General features: G+C 64.8%; 18 protein-coding genes and 1 pseudogene. 10 read left to right on the top strand and 9 right to left on the bottom strand.

The annotated features are described in order from the left end of the window. Positions 1-242: 242 nt before the first annotated feature. The 3 genes and pseudogenes from recA to ACSLE4_RS05440 all read left to right on the top strand — a co-directional run. A pseudogene (recA, locus tag ACSLE4_RS05450) lies at positions 243-1,322 on the top strand (recombinase RecA); the annotation flags it as partial. A 408-nt stretch (positions 1,323-1,730) separates the two neighbouring features. Further along, positions 1,731-4,508, top strand: a complete 2,778-nt coding sequence (gene alaS, locus ACSLE4_RS05445; RefSeq protein WP_435903464.1) for an alanine--tRNA ligase — start codon at positions 1,731-1,733, stop codon at positions 4,506-4,508. A gap of 4 nt (positions 4,509-4,512) precedes the next feature. Further along, positions 4,513-5,733: a cyclic nucleotide-gated ion channel gene (locus ACSLE4_RS05440; RefSeq protein ID WP_435903463.1), complete on the top strand. Its 1,221-nt coding sequence runs from the start codon at positions 4,513-4,515 to the stop codon at positions 5,731-5,733. On the opposite strand, the gene ACSLE4_RS05435 is transcribed toward ACSLE4_RS05440, so the two are convergent. Beyond that, positions 5,730-6,956: an NADP-dependent isocitrate dehydrogenase gene (locus ACSLE4_RS05435; RefSeq protein ID WP_435903462.1), complete on the bottom strand. Its 1,227-nt coding sequence runs from the start codon at positions 6,954-6,956 to the stop codon at positions 5,730-5,732. The genes ACSLE4_RS05440 and ACSLE4_RS05435 overlap by 4 nt on opposite strands. A 97-nt stretch (positions 6,957-7,053) precedes the next feature. Between ACSLE4_RS05435 and ACSLE4_RS05430 the strand changes: the two genes are divergently transcribed. The 3 genes from ACSLE4_RS05430 (at position 7,054) to rpsD (ending at position 9,463) form a co-directional block, all read left to right on the top strand. Then, positions 7,054-7,875: an RNA methyltransferase gene (locus tag ACSLE4_RS05430; RefSeq protein ID WP_435903461.1), complete on the top strand. Its 822-nt coding sequence runs from the start codon at positions 7,054-7,056 to the stop codon at positions 7,873-7,875. 84 nt (positions 7,876-7,959) lie between these two features. Then, a complete protein-coding gene (locus ACSLE4_RS05425) occupies positions 7,960-8,640 on the top strand; it encodes a hypothetical protein (protein WP_435903460.1) in 681 nt (226 codons plus the stop codon). A gap of 205 nt (positions 8,641-8,845) precedes the next feature. Next, positions 8,846-9,463 (top strand): 30S ribosomal protein S4, encoded by a 618-nt coding sequence (gene rpsD / locus ACSLE4_RS05420; protein ID WP_435903459.1) that lies wholly within the window; start codon positions 8,846-8,848, stop codon positions 9,461-9,463. Between the two features lie 135 nt (positions 9,464-9,598). On the opposite strand, the gene grxD is transcribed toward rpsD, so the two are convergent. The 6 genes from grxD to purC all read right to left on the bottom strand — a co-directional run bounded on the left by grxD (position 9,599) and on the right by purC (position 14,316). Beyond that, the gene (gene grxD / locus ACSLE4_RS05415; protein WP_435903458.1) at positions 9,599-9,949 is read right to left on the bottom strand and encodes a Grx4 family monothiol glutaredoxin; all 351 of its coding nucleotides are present in this window, start codon (positions 9,947-9,949) and stop codon (positions 9,599-9,601) included. Positions 9,950-9,972: 23 nt separating this feature from the next. After that, complete coding sequence (locus ACSLE4_RS05410) at positions 9,973-10,203, bottom strand: BolA family protein (RefSeq protein ID WP_435903457.1); 231 nt, start codon at positions 10,201-10,203, stop codon at positions 9,973-9,975. Between the two features lie 30 nt (positions 10,204-10,233). After that, entirely contained in the window at positions 10,234-12,459 is a 2,226-nt protein-coding gene (purL, locus tag ACSLE4_RS05405) for a phosphoribosylformylglycinamidine synthase subunit PurL (RefSeq protein ID WP_435903456.1), read from the bottom strand. Next, the gene (gene purQ / locus ACSLE4_RS05400; protein ID WP_435903455.1) at positions 12,456-13,145 is read right to left on the bottom strand and encodes a phosphoribosylformylglycinamidine synthase subunit PurQ; all 690 of its coding nucleotides are present in this window, start codon (positions 13,143-13,145) and stop codon (positions 12,456-12,458) included. Before purQ ends, purL begins: the two co-directional genes overlap by 4 nt. Before the next feature lie 132 nt (positions 13,146-13,277). After that, complete coding sequence (gene purS / locus ACSLE4_RS05395; RefSeq protein ID WP_435903454.1) at positions 13,278-13,523, bottom strand: phosphoribosylformylglycinamidine synthase subunit PurS; 246 nt, start codon at positions 13,521-13,523, stop codon at positions 13,278-13,280. A 22-nt stretch (positions 13,524-13,545) separates the two neighbouring features. Continuing rightward, positions 13,546-14,316: a phosphoribosylaminoimidazolesuccinocarboxamide synthase gene (gene purC, locus ACSLE4_RS05390; protein WP_435903453.1), complete on the bottom strand. Its 771-nt coding sequence runs from the start codon at positions 14,314-14,316 to the stop codon at positions 13,546-13,548. A 301-nt stretch (positions 14,317-14,617) separates the two neighbouring features. On the opposite strand from purC, the gene ACSLE4_RS05385 reads away from it, so the two are divergent. From ACSLE4_RS05385 to ACSLE4_RS05370, 4 genes are all read left to right on the top strand, one after another. After that, the gene (locus ACSLE4_RS05385; RefSeq protein WP_435903452.1) at positions 14,618-14,947 is read left to right on the top strand and encodes a DUF1476 domain-containing protein; all 330 of its coding nucleotides are present in this window, start codon (positions 14,618-14,620) and stop codon (positions 14,945-14,947) included. A gap of 7 nt (positions 14,948-14,954) precedes the next feature. Further along, positions 14,955-15,713: an HpcH/HpaI aldolase family protein gene (locus tag ACSLE4_RS05380; RefSeq protein ID WP_435903451.1), complete on the top strand. Its 759-nt coding sequence runs from the start codon at positions 14,955-14,957 to the stop codon at positions 15,711-15,713. 154 nt (positions 15,714-15,867) lie between these two features. Next, a complete protein-coding gene (locus ACSLE4_RS05375; RefSeq protein WP_435903450.1) occupies positions 15,868-16,419 on the top strand; it encodes an SH3 domain-containing protein in 552 nt (183 codons plus the stop codon). Between the two features lie 281 nt (positions 16,420-16,700). Further along, the gene (locus tag ACSLE4_RS05370) at positions 16,701-16,949 is read left to right on the top strand and encodes a hypothetical protein (RefSeq protein WP_435903449.1); all 249 of its coding nucleotides are present in this window, start codon (positions 16,701-16,703) and stop codon (positions 16,947-16,949) included. Positions 16,950-16,952: 3 nt separating this feature from the next. On the opposite strand, the gene purB is transcribed toward ACSLE4_RS05370, so the two are convergent. Together purB and ACSLE4_RS05360 are read right to left on the bottom strand one after the other, a co-directional pair. Then, entirely contained in the window at positions 16,953-18,245 is a 1,293-nt protein-coding gene (gene purB / locus ACSLE4_RS05365; protein ID WP_435903448.1) for an adenylosuccinate lyase, read from the bottom strand. A 94-nt stretch (positions 18,246-18,339) separates the two neighbouring features. After that, positions 18,340-18,828 (bottom strand): hypothetical protein, encoded by a 489-nt coding sequence (locus ACSLE4_RS05360; protein WP_435903447.1) that lies wholly within the window; start codon positions 18,826-18,828, stop codon positions 18,340-18,342. Positions 18,829-19,081: the final 253 nt, after the last annotated feature.

Below are 19,081 nucleotides of genomic sequence, written 5' to 3'. Positions count from 1 at the left end.
CCCATACGCTGGCCGCCCCTCGGGGCGGCCTTTTTCTTGCGGTGGGCACCTCGTTTCGCACGAGAACATATTGCGAACAGAGAACAAAGCATGTACAGTGAGCGCTTGGACCGGCCCCGATCCTTTCGTCCATTGCGGATAGAGGACGAGGCCGGGGGACTGAAGCACCGCCAGTTACGCACGCCTCATTACGGAAGGCTCATTTACGCCAACCCTGGGGCTGTGAAATAAGGAGATGACCGATGTCGAACGCCGCGCTGCGCCTTGTCGAGGCAGGAGGGGAAATGGACAAAGAGAAGGCGCTGGAAGCGGCGATCTCGCAGATCGAGCGGGCTTGCGGCAAAGGCTCGATCATGCGACTCGGCCAGAACGAGACCGTGGTCGAGATCGAGTCGATTCCGACCGGCTCGCTCGGGCTCGATATCGCGCTCGGCATTGGCGGCCTGCCGCGCGGGCGCGTCGTCGAGATCTACGGACCTGAATCGTCGGGCAAGACCACGCTCGCGCTGCATGTCGTCGCTGAGGCCCAGAAGAAGGGTGGCATCTGCGCCTTCGTCGACGCGGAACATGCGCTGGATACCATCTATGCCCGGAAACTCGGCGTCGATCTGGAGAACGTGCTGATCTCCCAGCCCGACACCGGCGAGCAGGCGCTCGAGATCGCCGACACGCTGGTGCGCTCCGGCGCCATCGACGTGCTGGTGGTCGATTCGGTCGCGGCGCTGACGCCCAAGGCCGAGCTCGAAGGCGAGATGGGCGATATGCAGATGGGCGCCCAGGCGCGGCTGATGAGCCAGGCTTTGCGCAAGCTCACCGGCTCCATCTCCAAGTCCCGCTGCATGGTCATCTTCATCAATCAGATCCGCATGAAGATCGGCGTCATGTTCGGCTCGCCGGAGACCACGAGCGGCGGCAACGCGCTCAAATTCTATGCCTCCGTCCGCCTCGATATCCGCCGCATCGGCGCCATCAAGGAGCGCGACGAGGTGGTCGGCAACCAGACCCGCGTCAAGGTAGTCAAGAACAAGGTGGCGCCCCCCTTCAAGCAGGTCGAGTTCGACATCATGTATGGCGAGGGCGTCTCCAAGACGGGCGAGCTGATCGATCTCGGCGTCAAGGGCGGCATCGTCGAGAAGTCCGGCTCCTGGTTCTCCTTCGACAGTGAGCGCATCGGCCAGGGCCGCGAGAACGCCAAGATCTATCTGAAAGAGCATCCCGAGATGGCGGCGCGAATCGAGCTGGCCATCCGCCAGAATGCCGGCCTCATGGCCGAGCAGATCCTCGAAGGCGATAGTGCCGGAGCCGACGATGAAGGCGCGTCCGGCGATGTGCCGCCGGACGACGAGGACGGCACGGTGACCGCCATTGCCGGCGGGGGACGCCGGAAGCGCGGGAGCTGATCGCAAAACGAACGTCCGGGGCTCGGGCCGGGCCCCGGCCTACCTTGAGCCCCGCGCGCCCGGGCGCTCGCTTCCCGGCCCAAGACCTTTTCCCGGCTAAAGACCTTTTCCCGGCTAAAGTCCTTGCGCGACAGGGGTCTTTAGCCGTTGTGACCGCTGGACAGGCTAAGCCCCAGACCGTATGTCTCACGGCGAAAGTCGCGGTTTCCTTGTGCGTGGAGCCGTGCGAAACCGCCGTGGCTTTACGTCGAATCGGCTAGGCTGTGGCGGGCGAGACAGGCGATTTCGCGACAACCAGGTCGCGGCAACCGAAGGTCCAGCCTTTCCCCGATGAACGCCGCCAAATCCCCGTGCGGGACGTCCAACAAGCAGAAGTCCGGGGCCGCGGCCACCCATGCCGTGCCCACGCGGACCAACGATCTGCGGACTGCTTTTCTCGACTTCTTTGCCCGCAACGATCATGTGGTGGTGCCGTCGGCCCCTCTGGTGCCGCGCCACGACCCGACTTTGATGTTCACCAATGCTGGCATGGTGCCGTTCAAGAACGTGTTCACCGGCCAGGAGAAGCCGAAAGCCCTGCGCGCGGCCTCCTCGCAGAAATGCGTGCGCGCCGGCGGTAAGCACAACGATCTCGACAATGTGGGTTACACCGCGCGGCATCACACGTTCTTCGAGATGCTCGGCAATTTCTCCTTCGGCGACTATTTCAAGGAACGCGCGATCGCGCTCGCCTGGGAGTTGCTGACCAAGGATCTGGCGCTGCCAAAGGAGAAGCTGCTGATCACCGTCTATTCGGATGACGACGAGGCAGCGCAGTTGTGGAAGACGATCGCAGGCGTCGGCGACGACAAGATCTTGCGGATCGCCGGCAGCGACAATTTCTGGTCCATGGGCGACACCGGCCCGTGCGGCCCGTGCTCGGAGATTTTCTACGATCACGGCGCGCATCTGCGAGGCGGCCCGCCCGGCAGCCCGGATCAAGACGGCGACCGTTTCGTCGAGATCTGGAATCTCGTGTTCATGCAATATGAGCAGCGCGAGGACGGGACGCGCGTGGACCTGCCGCATCCCTCGATCGACACCGGCATGGGGCTCGAGCGCATCGCCGCGGTCATGCAGGGCACCCACGACAATTACGACATCGACCTGTTCCGGACGCTGATCGCCGCGTCAGTTGAGCTGACCGGGGTGCGTGCGGAAGGCGAGAACGCCCCCAGCCACCGCATCATCGCCGATCATCTGCGCGCGGCCTCCTTCCTCATCGCCGATGGCGTGCTGCCCTCGAATGAAGGCCGGGGCTACGTGCTCCGCCGCATCATGCGCCGGGCCATGCGGCATGCGCATCTGCTCGGCGCCAAGGAGCCGCTGCTCTACCGGCTGGTGCCGACGCTTACCACCGAGATGGGGCGCGCCTATCACGAACTCGAGCGCGGCGAGGAGCTAATCGAAGAAACGCTGAAGCTGGAGGAGACCCGCTTTCGCGAGACCCTGGAACGGGGCCTGCGGCTGCTGGACGAGGCTGTCGAGGGGCTATCCTCTGGCGATACGCTGCCGGGCGAGGTCGCCTTCAAGCTCTACGACACCTATGGTTTTCCCTACGACCTCACCGAGGACGCGCTTAAAGCAAAAGGCATCGCCGTCGACGCGGCCGGCTTTGCCGCCGCCATGGAGCGCCAGCGCACCGAGGCGCGGAAGTCCTGGGCCGGCTCCGGGGAGGCGGCGACCGAGACCCTGTGGTTCGAGCTGAAGGAGGAACTCGGCGCCACCGAGTTCCTAGGCTACGAGACCGAGACGGCGTCGGGCGAGATCGCCGCGCTGGTCAAGGACGGCAAGCGCGTCGACAAGCTGGAAAAGGGCGATCGCGGCATCGTCATCGTCAACCAGACGCCCTTCTACGCGGAGTCCGGCGGCCAGGTCGGCGATCGGGGCGCGCTTGCCATCGGCGACGGCGTCCTCTTCAAGATCGAAGACACCCAGAAGAAGCTGCACGGCCTCTTTCTGCATGACGGGATCGTGGAAAAAGGGACTCTGCTGCGCGGTGAGACCGTGACGCTCAAGGTCGATCATGCGCGGCGCAGCACGACCCGGGCCCATCACTCTGCCACCCATCTCCTGCATGAGGCATTGCGCCGGGTGCTCGGCCAGCACGTGGCCCAGAAAGGCTCGCTGGTGGAGCCGGGACGCCTGCGCTTCGACTTCTCCCATCAAAAGCCCATGAGCCAGGACGAGATCGCCGCGGTGGAGGACCTGGCCAACGCCATGATCCTGCAGAACTCAGCCGTCGAGACTCATCTGATGACGCCGGACGCCGCCATCGAGCAGGGCGCGCTGGCGCTGTTCGGCGAGAAATACGGCGACGAGGTCCGTGTCGTCTCCATGGGCGTTGCGCCGGACAGCCCCAAGGCTGGCCACGCCTATTCCATCGAACTCTGCGGCGGCACCCATGTCGGACGCACCGGCGATATCGGCCTGCTCAAGATCGTGGGCGAGAGCGCGGTGGCCGCAGGGGTTCGCCGCGTCGAGGCGCTGACCGGCGATGCGGCCCGCGGCTTCCTCGCCGGCCAGGACGCGCGCGTTCGCCAGGCGGCGGAAATCCTCAAAGTCTCTCCCGACGAGATGATCGAGCGGCTCGCCGCGGTCGTGGAGGAACGCCGCAAGCTTGAGCGCCAGCTGGTCGAAGCCAAGCGCGCCCTAGCGCTGCGGCCCGAAGGCGGGGGCGGAGAGGTGGCCTCGGCCGTGCGGGAGCTCGGCGCGATCAAGCTTCTCGCCCGGACCGTGCATGGCGTTCAGCCGAAAGATTTGCGCGGCCTAGTGGACGAAGCCAAGCAGCAGCTCGGCTCGGGCATCGTCGCCGTGGTTGGCGTCAGCGAGGAAGGCAAAGCGGGGCTCGTGGTTGGCGTCACCGACGACCTCACCGGCGATTACAGCGCCGTCGATCTGGTCCGCGTGGGCGCCGAGGCGCTCGGCGGCAAAGGCGGCGGCGGCCGTCCCGATCTCGCTCAGGCCGGCGGGCCCGACGGCGCGCGCGCCGATGCGGCGCTGGAGGCGATCGCCGCGGCGATCTCGAGCGCGGACGAAGGCGCCAAGGCGCGCGCCGGGCACGGCTAGGGCCATGGCGGGGGAGACCGGCTGGCGCCACTGGCGCAGGAAGGTCCACGACATCCTCGAAGTGGGCGGCGATGCCCACCCGGCGGCTCATGCGGTGACGGCGTTCATCGTGGCGCTGATCGTCCTGAACGCCATCGCCTTCGCCGCCGAGACGGTCGATCCTGTCGCCGCGGAATACGGCGTGTGGTTCGACGCCCTCAATCTCTTCTCGGTCGCCGTGTTCACCGTCGAGTACCTGCTGCGGCTATGGAGCTGCGTGGAAATCCCGATGCTGTCGCGCATGCCGCCATGGCGCGCGCGGCTCAGATTCGCCACGCGGCCGATGATGATCATCGACCTGCTCGCCTTCGCCCCGTGGTACGTGCACTGGATCTACCCAATCGATCTGCGCATCCTCCGGGTGTTCCGCCTGTTCCGGCTGCTCAAGCTGGTGCGCTATTCCCCGGCGCTACAGACTTTGGGGCGCGTGCTCGCCGACGAATATCGCGCGCTGTTCGGCGCGCTCCTCATCATGCTGGTGCTGCTGCTGTTCGCCTCGACCGGCATCTACTTCCTGGAGCGCGAGGCGCAGCCGGTCGCCTTCGGATCGGTGCCGGCGGCGGCGTGGTGGGCGCTCTCCACCCTTACGACGGTCGGCTATGGCGACGTGGTCCCGGTCACGCCCTGGGGCAAGGTGCTCGGCGGCGTCGTCATGCTGCTCGGTGTCGGCATGTTCGCGCTGCCCATCGCCATCATCGCCACAGGCTTCTCTCAAGAATCGAACCGCCACCAATTCGTGGTCACCTGGTCCATGGTCGCCCGCGTGCCGCTCTTCGCCAGCATGGACGAGACGGAGGTCGCCGAGATCACCAAGCTGCTCTATACGCGCAGCTATATGCCAGGCGTGCCCATGGTACGGGCGGGCGACGCGGGCGAGGGCATGTTTCTTCTGGCGAGCGGCGAGGCGGTCGTCGAGTTTGGCCGCGGCCGGCAGGCCACCCTGAAGGAGGGCGACTTCTTCGGCGAGATGGCGCTGCTGGAGCACCGGCGCAACCAGCACGATGTCATCGCCAAGACGCGCTGCCGCGTCTACGTGCTCGACAGCCGGTCGCTGGCGCGGCTCACCCGCCGCCATCCCGAGATCATGACCCGCATCCGCGACGTGGCGAAGAAGCGGACTGAGACGGATGCGTCCTCTCCCGGCCGGAAATCTGCGCGCAAAGCGCGGGCCGGCGAGAAGGCCTAGGCCGCCTGGCGCTTCTCCACGGCGGCGCGCAAATTCTCGCCGATCTTGTCGATGAAGCCTTCCGTGGTCAGCCAGGCCTGATCGGCGCCGACCAGGAGCGCCAGGTCCTTGGTCATGAAGCCTGACTCGATGGTCGAGACCACGACCTTCTCCAGGGTCTCGGCGAAGCGGGCGAGCGCGTCATTGCCGTCGAGCTTGGCCCGGTGCTTCAGCGCCCCGGCCCAGGCGTAGACGGACGCCGTCGAATTGGTCGAGGTGGCGCGGCCTTCCTGATGCTGCCGGAAGTGCCGAGTCACGGTGCCGTGCGCCGCCTCCGCCAGCACGGTCTTGCCGTCGGGCGTCATGAGCACCGACGTCATCAGGCCGAGCGAGCCGAAGCCCTGCGCTACCGTGTCGGACTGCACGTCGCCGTCATAGTTCTTGCAGGCCCAGACATAGCCACCGGACCATTTCAGCGCCGCCGCGACCATGTCGTCGATCAGCCGGTGCTCGTAGGTGAGCCCGCGCTCCTTGAACGTGTCCTTGAACTCGGTCTCGTAGATTTCGGCGAACAGATCCTTGAAGCGCCCGTCATAGGCCTTGAGGATGGTGTTCTTGGTGGAGAGGTAGACCGGCATGTTGCGCGCCAGCCCATAGTTCATGGAGGCGCGCGCGAAATCGCGGATGGAATTGTCGAGATTGAACATGCCGAGCGCGATGCCCGAGCCTTCGAAAGCATGCACCTCATGCTCGATCTTGGTGCCGTCCTCGCCCTCGAAGCTGATCGTGAGCTTGCCTTTGCCCGGCACGCGGAAATCCACCGCCCGGTAGATGTCGCCATAGGCGTGACGCCCGATGACGATGGGTTTGGTCCATCCGGGCACCAGCCGCGGCACGTTCTTGCAAATGATCGGCTCGCGGAAGATCACCCCACCCAGGATGTTGCGGATCGTGCCGTTTGGCGAGCGCCACATCTTCTTGAGGCCGAACTCTTCGACGCGCGCTTCGTCCGGCGTGATGGTGGCGCACTTGACGCCGACGCCGTGCTTCCTGATGGCGTGAGCCGCGTCGATCGTGACCTGGTCGTCGGTCGCGTCGCGGTGCTCGATGCCGAGATCGAATTCAAGCAACTCGATATCGAGATAAGGCTCGATCAGCTTCTCTTTGATCAGGTCCCAGATGACGCGGGTCATCTCGTCGCCGTGGAGGTCGGCGATCGGGTTCTGCACCTTGATTTTATCCACGCAGCAAATCTCCGCTTAAGGCTCTCGGTGTGTGGGGGCTCGCCGATAGAACCGGCCGCCCATTGCGGGCGGAGGCCCCCTATAGCATCGTGCGGCCATGATGGAAGCAAATGCGGAAACCGGCAACCGGACCGAAGCGCGCGCCCCCCTGATAGCCCCGGCCATCGTCCTCGTGCGCCCGCAGCTCGGCGAGAATATCGGCTTCGCCGCGCGCGCCATGGGCAATTTCGGTCTGCGCGATCTGAGGCTGGTTAGCCCACGCGACGGCTGGCCCAACGACAAGGCGCGCGCCGCCGCGGCCGTCGCGGACGTCATCGTCGACGAGGCCAAGGTTTACGACACGGTCGAGGCGGCGCTTCAGGACCTCAACTTCGTGCTCGCCACCACCGCACGTCCGCGCGGGATGGTGAAGGAGGTGCTGAGCCCGGAGACAGCCGCCCCGGCCTTGCGGGCGCGGGCGCTCTCGCAAGAACGCACCGGGGTCATGTTCGGCGGCGAGCGCAACGGCCTCGACAACGATTCGATCGCGCTGGCCGATGCCATTCTGACCGCGCCGGTCGATCCAGAGTTCGCCTCGCTGAGCCTGCCCCAGGCCGTGCTGCTGTTCGCCTATGAGTGGCGGAAGGCTGAGAAGCCCGAAGGCCTCGGCCGCGTCACCGCCTTCGACGGGCCGGCGCAAGAAGGCGTAGCGGCGCCCGACACGCGCCCCGCCACTCGCGCGGAGCTGTTCGGGCTGTTCGCGCATCTGGAAGGGGCGCTGGACGAGGCCGGCTTCCTGAAGCCGCCGGAGAAGCGGCCGGCCATGGTGCGCTCCATCCGCAATATGTTCCATCGCATGGGGGCCACCGACCAGGATGTGCGGACCTGGCGCGGAATCGTGTCAGCCCTGACCAGGCGGTCAACGCCGCCAAGGGCATAAGGTGTCATAGTTCCGCCCCGTTTCTCCTATTGCGATGGCCCTCAACAATGATAGCTTCCGCGACGGGAAGGAGAGGGGCGTTCAATGAGAGTAGCGTGGATTAAGCTGGGCGGGGCCGCGAGCGCCGCGGTCTTGGCGCTGCTGCTGAGCGCGCCGGTCGAAGCCACCGATCAATCGGGCCTGACCACGGTCGCGGCCGAAGAGCTCGACAAGCGCAGCAGGCAGCCCGAGAGTAGCGAGAGCGGCGGCTTGAGCGAGAGCTCCGTGCGCGTGATGGTCACCTATGCCTTCTCGCTCATCCCGGCACAGGTCCAAGGTCCCGACGGCCAGCCGGTCAAGGTCGATAAGTCCGATCCCAATGAATATGTCATTCCGAGCGAGGACGCGCGCCGCGTGATCCGCGCCGCCACGCGCTCGGCCTATGCCGAGGTCTGTGGCCTGCCCGAGCTGGGCGAGGCGAACTACAAGGCCATGCTGGCCCAAGAGCAAAGCAAGGACTGGAGCCAGGAGCAGATCCTGATGATCGAGGCGCTCCATCTCTTCGCCGTGTCCTATTTCACCGGTAACGCCAAGATCACCGAGACCAGCGAGGAGGCTCCGGCGGCCAGCGGTACGGACGACGGCGCCACGACCGTCTCCAAGGGCGGAGAGGCCGGGGAGACGCGGGAAGTGGTGGCGCCTCCGCCGCCCAAATGCCCGCCCGAGCAGAAGCAGAAGGTCCAAAACGCCATTCAGGCCTATGTGCAGGCGGCACAGGCCAACTGACGAACCTCCCGGGGCAGCGAACCCGGAATTGACAGTTTCCAAGCATTCCGTGTAACAGAACGGGCAAAGCCCGTTCGATTTGGGCTTTGAGGATCGCCGGGCGGCTCCGGCGGCCCCTAATCAACCAGCATTCATGGGTTTTTGCGGCAGACGCGGGATTCGGACCGCCCGCGAAAAGCTTGATTTGGCTTTGGAGTTTTGACGAATGACGAAACGAATTCACGCCAAGCACAAAATCGACCGGCGGCTCGGCGAGAATATTTGGGGCCGGCCTAAGAGCCCCCAGAACAAGCGCGAATACGGACCTGGCGAGCATGGCCAGCGCCGTCGCGGCAAGCTGTCCGACTACGGCCAGCAGCTCCGCGCCAAGCAGAAGCTCAAGGGGTATTACGGCAACATCACCGAGAAGCAGTTCAAGTCCATCTACCATGAGGCCTCTCGGCTGAAGGGCGACACCTCCGAGCGCCTGATTGGCCTGCTCGAGCGGCGCCTCGACGCGGTGGTCTATCGCGCCAAGTTCGTGCCGACCGTATTCGCCGCGCGCCAGTTCATTTCCCATGGGCACGTGAAGGTGAACGGCCGCCGCGTCACGATCCCCAGCTATCGCGTCAAGGAAGGCGACGTGGTCGAGGTGCGGGACAAGTCCAAGGACATGGGCATGGTGCTCGAGGCCGCGCAGAGTGGCGAGCGCGACGTGCCCGATTATGTTGAGGTGGACCACGGCAAGATGGTTGCGAAATTCGCGCGCGTCCCGACCCTGTCGGACGTGCCGTATCCGGTGATGATGGAGCCGAACCTCGTCATCGAGTTCTACTCGCGCTAATCCGCGCGCGAGCACATCACGAGACTTGCATCATGGCCGGGCCCGTCCCGGCCATTTGCTTTTCTACTGAGTGTGGAATCGAAAATGCCCGGCCATGCGCCGGGCATTTCTGTCAGCGATCTGTGCTGGCGGTGACTAGGCCGTCTGCGTCTGCGCGTTGTTGGTGACGCCCTTGGTGTTGAGCATCTCTTGAAGCTCGCCCGCCTGGAACATCTCGCGCACGATATCGCAGCCGCCCACAAACTCGCCCTTGACGTAGAGCTGCGGCACGGTCGGCCAGTTGGAATAGGTCTTCACGCCTTCGCGCACGCTCATGTCGTCGAGCACGTTGATGTCTTTGAAGTCCACGCCGAGATGGTTGAGGATTTGCGCGACCTGCATGGAGAAGCCGCATTGCGGCATGTCCTTGGTGCCTTTCATGAACAGCACCACGTCGCTCGCGGCGACCTGCTTGCCAATCCAGTCTTGAACGTCTTGCTCACTCATCGTTTCGATCCTTTCTACCGCGCTCAAGGCGCGGCGGTCTTCAGCGCCAGCGCGTGCAGCACACCGCCCATATTGCCCTGAAGGGCGTCATAGACCATCTGGTGCTGCTGCACCCGCGACTTGCCGCGAAATTCTTCCGACACGACGGTCGCCGCATAGTGATCGCCGTCGCCGGCGAGATCCTGGATCTCGATCTTGGCGTCGGGGAAGCGGTCCTTGATCAGCCGCTCGATATCGTCTGCCGCCATGGCCATGCGTCATTGCTCCTTTGGGCTGGCGCGATCTTAGCCGTGGGCCATGAAGCGCGGCAACCAGTCCTCGTGCGCCGCTCTGAGCGTCGCGAGCGGCAGTTTCGTCTCGCCGGGAAGCGCGATGGCGTCGCCGCCCACGGTGCCGAGCACCCGCACGGGCACTTCGCCCACCGCCGCCGCCTTGTGAATGGCGTCGGCAGTATCCGGCGCGATCGCCACCACGTAGCGGGCCTGGTCCTCGCCGAACCAGCAGGCATGTGCCGGTATGCCGGGCGGCGGCGTCTCCAGCGTCACACCGCGATTGCCGGCCAGCGCCATCTCGGCCACGGCGACCAGCACGCCACCGTCCGAGACGTCGTGCACGGCGGACACGGCGCCCGCCTTGATCAGCCCGCGCACCAGATCGCCGGTGCTCTTCTCGGCCTCGAGATCGACGGGCGGCGGGGCGCCTTCCAAGCGGTCTTCCATCACCTGCATATAGATCGATTGGCCGAGATGACCAGTCCCTCCGCCCAGCAGGAGGAGCATATCGCCGTCGCTTTTCAGGGCGATATCGGCCATGTCGGCGATGTTGGCGATGAGGCCCACGCCGCCGATGGCTGGCGTCGGTGGAATCGCCACGCCGTTGGTCTCGTTGTAGAGCGACACATTGCCGGACACGACCGGGAAGTCGAGAACCCTGCAGGCCTCGACCATGCCTTCAATCGCGCCGACGAACTCGCCCATGATCTCGGGGCGCTCCGGATTGCCGAAATTCATGCAATCTGTGATGGCGAGCGGCTTGGCGCCGGTTGCGGTGATGTTGCGCCAGCACTCGGCCACCGCCTGCTTGGCGCCTTCGAACGGATCGGCCGCGCAATAGCGGGGCGTCACGTCGCAAGACACCGCAAGGCCTTTCTGGGTGCCATGCACGCGCACGACGCCCGCATCGCCGCCAGGCCGCTGCACCGTGTCGGCCATGACCATGTGGTCGTACTGTTCGAAGATCCAGCGGCGCGAGGCAAGATGCGCCGAGCCAATCAGGCATTCGAGCGCGCCGAGAATGCTGTTCGGCATCGTCACGTCTTCCGCCGCGATGACCGGCAGCGGCTCGCGCTTGACCCAAGGCCGCTCGTAGAGCGGTGCGGCATGGGCGAGCGCGGGCAAGGGGATATCGGCCTCCACCACGCCGTTATGGCGCACGACGAAATGGCCCGTGTCGGTGGTCTCGCCGATCACCGCGAAATCCAGCTCCCACTTCTCGAAGATGCGCTCGGCGATCGGCTCAGCGCCGGGCTTGAGCACCATGAGCATGCGCTCCTGGCTCTCCGACAGCAGCATCTCGTAGGCGGTCATAGCCTCTTCACGGCACGGCACACGGTCGAGATCAAGGTCGATGCCGACGCCGCCTTTGTCGGCCATTTCCACGGACGACGAGGTGAGCCCCGCCGCGCCCATGTCCTGAATGCCGACAATGGCGTCCTCGGCCATCAATTCGAGGCAGGCTTCCAGCAGCAGCTTCTCGGTAAAGGGGTCGCCCACCTGCACCGTGGGGCGCTTCTCTTCCGAGGAGTCGTCGAACTCCGCCGACGCCATGGTGGCGCCGTGAATGCCGTCGCGGCCCGTCTTGGAACCCACATAGACCACCGGCAACCCGACACCCTTGGCGGCGGACGTGAAGATGCGGTCCGCATCCACCAGCCCGACCGTCATGGCGTTGACGAGGATGTTGTCGTTGTAGCGGGGGTCGAAATTGGTCTCACCGCCGATGGTCGGCACGCCCATGCAGTTGCCGTAATCGCCGATGCCCGAGACCACACCCGCCACCAGGTGCCGCGTCTTGGCATGGTCCGGCGAGCCGAAGCGCAGCGCATTCATGTTGGCGACAGGGCGCGCACCCATTGTGAACACGTCGCGCATGATGCCGCCGACGCCGGTCGCGGCCCCCTGATAGGGCTCGATGTAGGAGGGGTGATTGTGGCTCTCCATCTTGAAGACGGCCGCCTGACCGTCGCCGAGATCGACCACGCCGGCGTTCTCGCCCGGGCCTTGGATCACTTGCGGGCCGCTCGTCGGCAGCTTCTTCAGCCACACCCGCGAGGATTTATAGGAGCAGTGCTCCGACCACATGACCGAGAACACGCCGAGCTCGGTCAGTGTCGGCTCGCGGCCGAGCTCCTTCAGGAGCTGCGCGTATTCGTCCGGGCTGATGCCGTGCTCGGCGACAAGCTCGTCGGACAGGCCTTGCGCTTTGTGGGCAGCCTTGGCCGCGCCGCTCAATGGAGTGTCTCCACCAGAGACGCGAACATCTTGGCGCCGTCCGTGCCGGAGAGCGCCGGGTCCACCAGCCGCTCGGGATGGGGCATCATGCCGAGCACGGTGCCGGTCTCGTTGTAGATGCCGGCGATGTTGCGGCGCGAGCCGTTAGGGTTCGCCGCTTCGCTGACCGCGCCGGAGGCTTCGCAGTAGCGGAACGCCACCCGGTTCTCGCCTTCGAGCCGGTCGAGCGTGCCCTCGTCGGCGAAATAGCTGCCGTCCTTATGCGCGATGGGAAACCTAACGACCTCGCCTTTGTCATAGCGGCACGTGAAGCTTGTATCGTTGCGCTCGACCTTGAGCAGCACGTCCTTGCAGATGAAGCGCAGCGCGGCGTTGCGCATGAGCACGCCGGGCAACAACCCTGCCTCGGTGAGCACCTGGAAGCCGTTGCATATACCGAGCACCGGCGTGCCGGCTTTGGCGCGGCGCACCACCTCGCGCATCACCGGCGAATGGGCCGCCATGGCGCCGGAGCGCAGATAATCGCCGTAGGAGAAGCCGCCCGGCAGCAGGATCAGATCGCTCTTGGGCAGTTCGGAATCGCCGTGCCACACCATTGTCGGGGCTTTGCCCATGGCGGCTTCGAGCGCCACGGCCGCGTCGCGGTCGCAGTTCGATCCCGGAAAGACGATGACGCTGGCTTTCATGTCTCTCGGCTTACCAACTCTCTGCCTGTCATGCCCGGCCTTGTGCCGGGCATCCACGTCTTTCTTTGTTCAAATCGTGGATGGCCGGGACAAGCCCGGCCATGACGGGACTGTAAAGGTTTGGAAAAGAGGCTACGCCGCCTCGAGTTCATAGGCGTAGTTCTCGATGATGGTGTTGGCGAGGAGCTGCTCGCACATGCGTTCGATTTCGGCGCGGGCTTTGTCGGGATCGCTCTCGGCCACTTCGACCTCGATATACTTGCCCTGACGAACGCCGTCGACCGCGCCGAAGCCGAGTGCGTGCAGCGCGCCTTCGATGGCTTTGCCTTGCGGATCGAGCACGCCGGGCTTCAGCGTGATGGTGATGCGCGCCTTCATGCCTCGTCGGTCTCCAGCCAGCCTATTTCGACTGCACCAGGATGGGGCCGCTCCGGGTCCGGGTGGGATTGTCCACATGCAGGCCGAGCCGGCGCGCAACCTCCTGGTAGGCCTCGACCAGGCCACCCATGTCGCGGCGGAAGCGATCCTTGTCCAGCTTGTTCTGAGTCTCGATATCCCACAACCGGCAACAGTCCGGCGAGATCTCGTCGGCGAGCACGATGCGCACCTGATCGGCTTCCCACAGCCGCCCGAACTCGACCTTGAAATCGACCAGACGAATGCCGACGCCGAGGAACAGCCCGGTCAGGAAGTCGTTGATACGCAGCGCCAGCGACATGATGTCGTCGAGTTCGTGCGGCGCCGCCCAGGCAAACGCGGTGATGTGCTCTTCGGTCACCATCGGGTCGCCGAGCTCGTCGGACTTGTAATAGAACTCGACGATCGAGCGGGGCAGGGTGGTGCCTTCCTCGAGCCCAAGACGGTTGGACAGCGAGCCCGCCGCCACGTTGCGGATCACCACTTCGAGCGGAATGATTTCGACTTCGCGGATGAGTTGCTCGCGCATGTTCAGCCGCTTCATGAAGTGCGTCGGCACGCCGATCTCGTTCAACCGCTCGAAGATGAACTCCGAGATGCGGTTGTTGAGGACGCCCTTGCCCTCGATCTTGTCGTGCTTCTTGTTGTTGAAGGCGGTGGCGTCGTCCTTGAAGTGTTGGACGAGCGTGCCGGGTTCGGGCCCTTCATAGAGAATCTTGGCCTTGCCCTCGTAGACGCGCCGGCGGCGGTTCATATTTGGTTCCTCACTGGACTGGCTCTAACGACTGACAAACGCCAAACGCGCGGGGAGTGGGAGAGCCCAGGCCGCGCGCCACAACACGAATCGCCATCGCAGGAATCGATCAAGAATTAAAGGGGACATTAGCCCAAGGAATGGGGCCGTACAACGGCCCGCACGCGCGGCGGATAGCTCCCCGGGAATTGTTGATTTTCCGGCATTTCGGGGCTATCACCCGCGTTCCGGAAGCGGGATTTTCCCCAAGAAGTCCACGGGCCGCGCCCCCGCGCTTGGCGGGGGCTTTGGAGGTGCGCCGATGCCGAGTTTTGACGATCGCGAGAAGAGCTTCGAGAGGAAATTCGCCCTCGACGAGGAGCTGAAGTTCAAATCGACCGCCAGGCGCAACAAGCTGCTTGGCCTCTGGGCGGCCGAAAAAATGGGGCTTTCCGGCGATGACGCCCAAGCCTATGCCCGCGAGGTGGTCAAGGCCGACTTCGAGGAGCCGGGCGAGGAGGACGTCTACCGCAAGATCAGGGCTGATTTCGATGCCAAGGGCGTCGAGCAGTCCGAACACCAGATCCGGCGCGCCATGGTCGATCTCCTGGCCGAGGCGGTGCGTCAAATCGAAGCTGAGGCCAGGGGCTAACAGCGCCATGCCCGAGGACCTGTTCCGCAAGGCCGCGCGCGAGCGGCGGACGCTGCTCAACGCCTGGCTGATGCTGAACAACCCCTTCGCCATCGAGCTGATCGGCGCGGCGGGCTGGGACTGCGTCACCATCGACCAGCAGCACGGGATGGGCGGGAACGAGACGCTTCTCGCCTGCCTGACGGCGGCGCGAGCTGCCGGCCTACCGGCCATCGTCCGGGTGGCCAACGACGATCCGGGTCTTGTGGGCCGGGCGCTGGACGCCGGCGCCCAAGGCATCATGTGCCCGCTGATCAATAGCGTAGAGGAGGCGGAGGCCTTCGTGCGGGCGGTGAAATATCCGCCGCGGGGCCTGCGCAGCTGGGGCCCGTATCGCGCCAAGATCGGGCATGCGGACGACTATTTCGCGTCCGCCAATGGCTTCACCATCGCCTGCCCGCAAATCGAGACCAAGGGCGCGCTCGAGCAGCTCGACGACATCCTGGGGCTCGACGGAGTGGACATGGTTTGCTTCGGGCCCAACGACCTCTCCGTGGCGCTGACCGGCCGCCTCGATATCTGGGCGAAGGAAGTCCAGGACGCCATGACTCTGGTTCTGCGGAAGGCCCGCGAGAAGTCTGTGATGACTCTCATTTTCGCCAACGATGTCGACTTCGCCAAGCCCCGCATCGAAGAGGGCTGGGACATCGTGGCAGTGGGCACCGACGCCGGCTGGTTCTCGGCCGCCGCCGCCGCCACCAAGGCCGCGGTTGCCTCATCCTCTTAGGGCGCGGGGCCCAAGCCCCTCATACGACAGCCTCTGCCTGCCGTTGCATCCTTGCATCAGGCTGGCGCCATAGCGTCCGCCCTCGCCATTCAAAGGCTGACGCTGAATGGCCCATATGCGACACTTGCGGCGCAGACTCACTCGGGGACGCGGCATGGGATATGCGATTCGGATCGTCATGGGGTTCCTTCTGGGGCTCGTGATCACGACGGGCGCGGCTTGGGCGCGTGACGCCACGACGGCCACGGCGCTGTCCTTGCGCGAGGGGCCGGGCACCAAATACTACCGGATTGCGACCATGCCGCCCGGCGCCCGGGTGGACATCAAGGGCTGCCGCGACGGCTGGTGCGCGCTCACATGGGACGGCTATCGCGGCTATGCGAGCCAGCGCGGGCTGCTGCTCGAGACCGCCCAATTGGTCGAGCCGGAGATTTGGCCCATCTTCCCGCCCTATCCCTATCGCGCGGGGCATTATCCAAAGGCCGACTGGTACTACGACATGCCGCCCTATACGGCGATTTCGCCGAGCTTCTACCGCAAGCGCTTCTTCATGATGGCGCAGGAGCGGAACCGCTACCGCTATATGCCGCACATTTTTCATGACAGCGGCGCCTATGGCGACGGCGGCGGTCCCATTGAGGACGTCGACATCCAGGGGATCAGCGCAGGTCTCCGGAGCTCCTACGAGGGCACCTACCGCGACTAGCCGCCTTGCCCCGGCCGCCTTTCTTCCTACCTAGCCTGTAGGTCGCGGGCAGCCGCGAAAGGAGGAGGCGATGGCCAATTCCCTCAAAATCTCCATCATGCTCGCCGCGTTGCTGGTCGCGCCGGGCATGGCCCTCGCCGCCACGGCGGTGGCCACGCGGCCCGCAAGCATTCATGCGACGCCAAACATCGACGCCAAGGTGCTCGGCCTGATCGGCGTGTCGCAGACGGTCGATGCCAAGGACTGCAAGAAGGGCTGGTGCAAGGTCGCCGGCGGGCTACGTGCAGACGAGCTATCTCCGCTTCATCCGCGTGCGCAAAGGCTACGAGAACGCCTACGACTACAACGTGCCGCTCGCTCTTCCCCCTTACGGCTATACCTCGGGTTTCTGGGGCTATGGCGGCAGACGCTACTACGACCAGTTCGGCAATTACGCCAAGTACGGACAGCGAGGCTATGCCGGTCCCCCGAGCGAGTTCGATACGAGGCCGGTCGAGAACCGGCGGCGCGGCCTGTTCGGCCCGCGCTAGTCTTTAGCCAAAGACGCGCTTGAAGATCTCTTCCACATGCTTGGTGTGATAGCCGAGATCGAACTGATCGCGGAGCATGTCTTCCGACAACGCCTTGGTCACGTCCTTGTCGGCCAGGAGCTCGGTGAGGAAGTCCTTGTTTTCCTGCCACACCTTCATCGCGTTGCGCTGAACGAGGCGATAAGCGTCCTCGCGGCTGACGCCGGCGGCGGTCAGCGCCAGCAGCACGCGCTGGGAATGGATGAGCCCGCCGAGGTGGTCCATATTGGCGCGCATGCGCTCGGGATAGACCACGAGCCCCTTGATGATGCCGGTGAGGCGATGAAGCGCGAAATCGAGCGTCACCGTCGCGTCGGGCCCGATCATCCGCTCGACCGAGGAGTGTGAAATGTCTCTTTCGTGCCAGAGCGCGACGTTCTCGAGCGCAGGCAGCGCGTAACCGCGCACCACGCGCGCGAGCCCGGTCAGGTTCTCCGACAGCACGGGGTTGCGCTTATGGGGCATGGCGGAGGAACCCTTCTGCCCTTCGGAGAAGAACTCTTCCGCCTCCAGCACCTCGGTGCGTTGGAGGTGGCGGATTTCCGTGGCGATCCGCTCCACGGAGCTGGCGATCACCGCGAGCGTCGTGAAATAGGCCGCGTGCCGGTCCCGTGGGATCACTTGCGTGGAGATCGGCTCCGGTTTGAGCCCGAGCTTATCGGCAACATAGACTTCCACGCGCGGGTCCACATGGGCGAACGTACCGACCGCCCCAGAGATGGCGCAAGTGGCGACCTCCTCGCGGGCGCGCACCATGCGCTCCCGGTTGCGGGCGAACTCCGCGTAGGCTTGCGCCAGCTTCAGCCCAAACGTGGTCGGCTCCGCATGGATGCCGTGGCTGCGGCCGACGGTGACCGTGTCCTTGTGCTCGAAGGCGCGGGTCTTGAGCGCTTCAAGCAGAGCGTCGAGATCGGCGATGAGAATGTCGGCGGCTTCGGTGAGCTGCACGTTGAAGCAGGTATCGAGCACATCCGAAGAGGTGAGGCCGGCATGGAGGTAGCGCGCCTCGGGGCCCACATGCTCGGCGACCGAGGTGAGGAAGGCGATGACATCGTGCTTCACCTCCCGCTCGATCTCGTCGATGCGGTCGATGTCGAAACCGCCACGCGCCTTAGCGGCGTCCGCCGCCTCTTTGGGGATCAGGCCGAGCTCGACCATGGCCTCGGCGGCGTAGACCTCGATCTTCAGCCAGATGTTGAATTTGTTTTCGGGCTCCCAGATGGCGGTCATCTCGGAGCGGCTGTAGCGCGGAATCATGCTGGTCGTTCAAGCCTTTCCCGGAAGAACTTCCGGCGAGAGGACAGATCTAGCAGAACGCGCGGCGCACTCAAACGCGAGCTTGTCGAAAGACTTAAATTTCAACAGTTCTCGGCTCGCGGGCTCCAAACAGGGCGACATAGATGGCCGCGGCCAAGGCGAGCCCAAGATAACCCGGGCGGGGCGGGATCATCATGTCGAGCAGGAAGGTATAGAAATCGTTGAGCGAGGCCAGATACATGCCCGACAGCGACCAGTCCTGCTGGCTCGGATAGATGGCGTGGATATAGATGAAGCGGAGCAGGCCGCCGAAGCTGCAAAACGCCACGATAAAGATGAAGAGCGCGAACAGCATGCGCACGAGGAAGCCTCGGCGGGCGGTGAAGCGCTGACACCACCAAGTGACGAGGGCCGCCAGCATGCCGGCGAAGCCGACAATGCGGACCGTATGCTGGGTCTGCTGATTCATCACGGTATTCATGTAGTCGCCGATCATCAGCGCCCACATGGAAACCCCGATGGCGATGGCGAAGGCCGCCGCCAGCACGAAGCCAACCACCTTGCTGAACGTCAGTTGTTCCATCGCCGCTTTCCCTCCAAGCCCCTCGGCAGGGAAGGACTATGCAAGGGAAATGGCCGGACTGCAATGCGCGGAGGCGACAAGGCTTGCCGCTTTGCGCCGTTTATGGTCCGATCCGGCGCCGGTCAAAAGGAGGCACCCCCGTCATGGCATTCGAGGATCTCAAGGCCGAACTCGCGCTGCTCATCAACCAGATGGAGAACCAGCCCGAGGATCGCCACGAGCTTTATTTGCAGATTCGCGAGAGGCTGAACGA

Source organism: Methyloceanibacter sp. (genome assembly GCF_051306395.1).
Lineage (GTDB): Bacteria > Pseudomonadota > Alphaproteobacteria > Rhizobiales > Methyloligellaceae > Methyloceanibacter.
Note: the sequence above shows the minus strand (reverse complement) of the source record. Positions and strands in the feature narration are given on the sequence as shown.

Coding starts and splice junctions, on each gene's coding strand:
- alaS (WP_435903464.1), top strand. CDS start 1,731: ATGAACGCCGCCAAATCCCCGTGCGGGACGTCCAACAAGCAGAAGTCC.
- ACSLE4_RS05440 (WP_435903463.1), top strand. CDS start 4,513: ATGGCGGGGGAGACCGGCTGGCGCCACTGGCGCAGGAAGGTCCACGAC.
- ACSLE4_RS05430 (WP_435903461.1), top strand. CDS start 7,054: ATGATGGAAGCAAATGCGGAAACCGGCAACCGGACCGAAGCGCGCGCC.
- ACSLE4_RS05425 (WP_435903460.1), top strand. CDS start 7,960: ATGAGAGTAGCGTGGATTAAGCTGGGCGGGGCCGCGAGCGCCGCGGTC.
- rpsD (WP_435903459.1), top strand. CDS start 8,846: ATGACGAAACGAATTCACGCCAAGCACAAAATCGACCGGCGGCTCGGC.
- grxD (WP_435903458.1), bottom strand. CDS start 9,949: ATGAGTGAGCAAGACGTTCAAGACTGGATTGGCAAGCAGGTCGCCGCG.
- ACSLE4_RS05410 (WP_435903457.1), bottom strand. CDS start 10,203: ATGGCCATGGCGGCAGACGATATCGAGCGGCTGATCAAGGACCGCTTC.
- purQ (WP_435903455.1), bottom strand. CDS start 13,145: ATGAAAGCCAGCGTCATCGTCTTTCCGGGATCGAACTGCGACCGCGAC.
- purS (WP_435903454.1), bottom strand. CDS start 13,523: ATGAAGGCGCGCATCACCATCACGCTGAAGCCCGGCGTGCTCGATCCG.
- purC (WP_435903453.1), bottom strand. CDS start 14,316: ATGAACCGCCGCCGGCGCGTCTACGAGGGCAAGGCCAAGATTCTCTAT.
- ACSLE4_RS05385 (WP_435903452.1), top strand. CDS start 14,618: ATGCCGAGTTTTGACGATCGCGAGAAGAGCTTCGAGAGGAAATTCGCC.
- ACSLE4_RS05380 (WP_435903451.1), top strand. CDS start 14,955: ATGCCCGAGGACCTGTTCCGCAAGGCCGCGCGCGAGCGGCGGACGCTG.
- ACSLE4_RS05375 (WP_435903450.1), top strand. CDS start 15,868: ATGGGATATGCGATTCGGATCGTCATGGGGTTCCTTCTGGGGCTCGTG.
- purB (WP_435903448.1), bottom strand. CDS start 18,245: ATGATTCCGCGCTACAGCCGCTCCGAGATGACCGCCATCTGGGAGCCC.
- ACSLE4_RS05360 (WP_435903447.1), bottom strand. CDS start 18,828: ATGGAACAACTGACGTTCAGCAAGGTGGTTGGCTTCGTGCTGGCGGCG.